Raw genomic sequence first — 482 nt, forward strand, 5'->3', positions numbered from 1 at the left:
CTCATTATTGTTGACCCTAAGTTTGATACACCGAGCCGTTGGGCACGTATTCATGATATTACTGTGATTCACCCTCATCAAAATCGATCTAAGTCTGATTTTTTATCTGAAATTAATGAAAACTTAAGTCATTGCCTTCAAGTTATTCAACAACGACAAACCATTCTTTATGACGATCCAGACTATCAATTTGATCACCTAACCATTGTGATTGATGAAGTGCTCGCTTTAGCTGAAGGTGTGAATAAGACCATTAAAGACGCGTTCTTTTCATTACTATCTCAAATTGCTTTATTAGGTCGTGCCACCAAAGTTCATTTATTACTGGTGTCTCAACGATTTGATCATCAAACCATCCCGGTTTCCGTTAGAGAACAACTCAATGTGCTGATTCAAATCGGTAATATTAATAAAAAAACCACACAATTTTTATTCCCCGATTTAGATCCAGAAGGTATTGTGATACCCATTGGTAAAGGGAC

1 pseudogene is annotated in these 482 nt (G+C 36.5%); it reads left to right on the forward strand.

Features of this window, described 5'->3' with window-relative positions:
* Positions 1 to 482 (forward strand): annotated as a pseudogene (locus tag HMPREF2663_RS08475) (cell division protein FtsK); the annotation flags it as partial.

Origin of the sequence: Staphylococcus sp. HMSC077D08, from assembly GCF_001837945.1 — a bacterium.
Taxonomy (GTDB): domain Bacteria; phylum Bacillota; class Bacilli; order Staphylococcales; family Staphylococcaceae; genus Staphylococcus; species Staphylococcus epidermidis.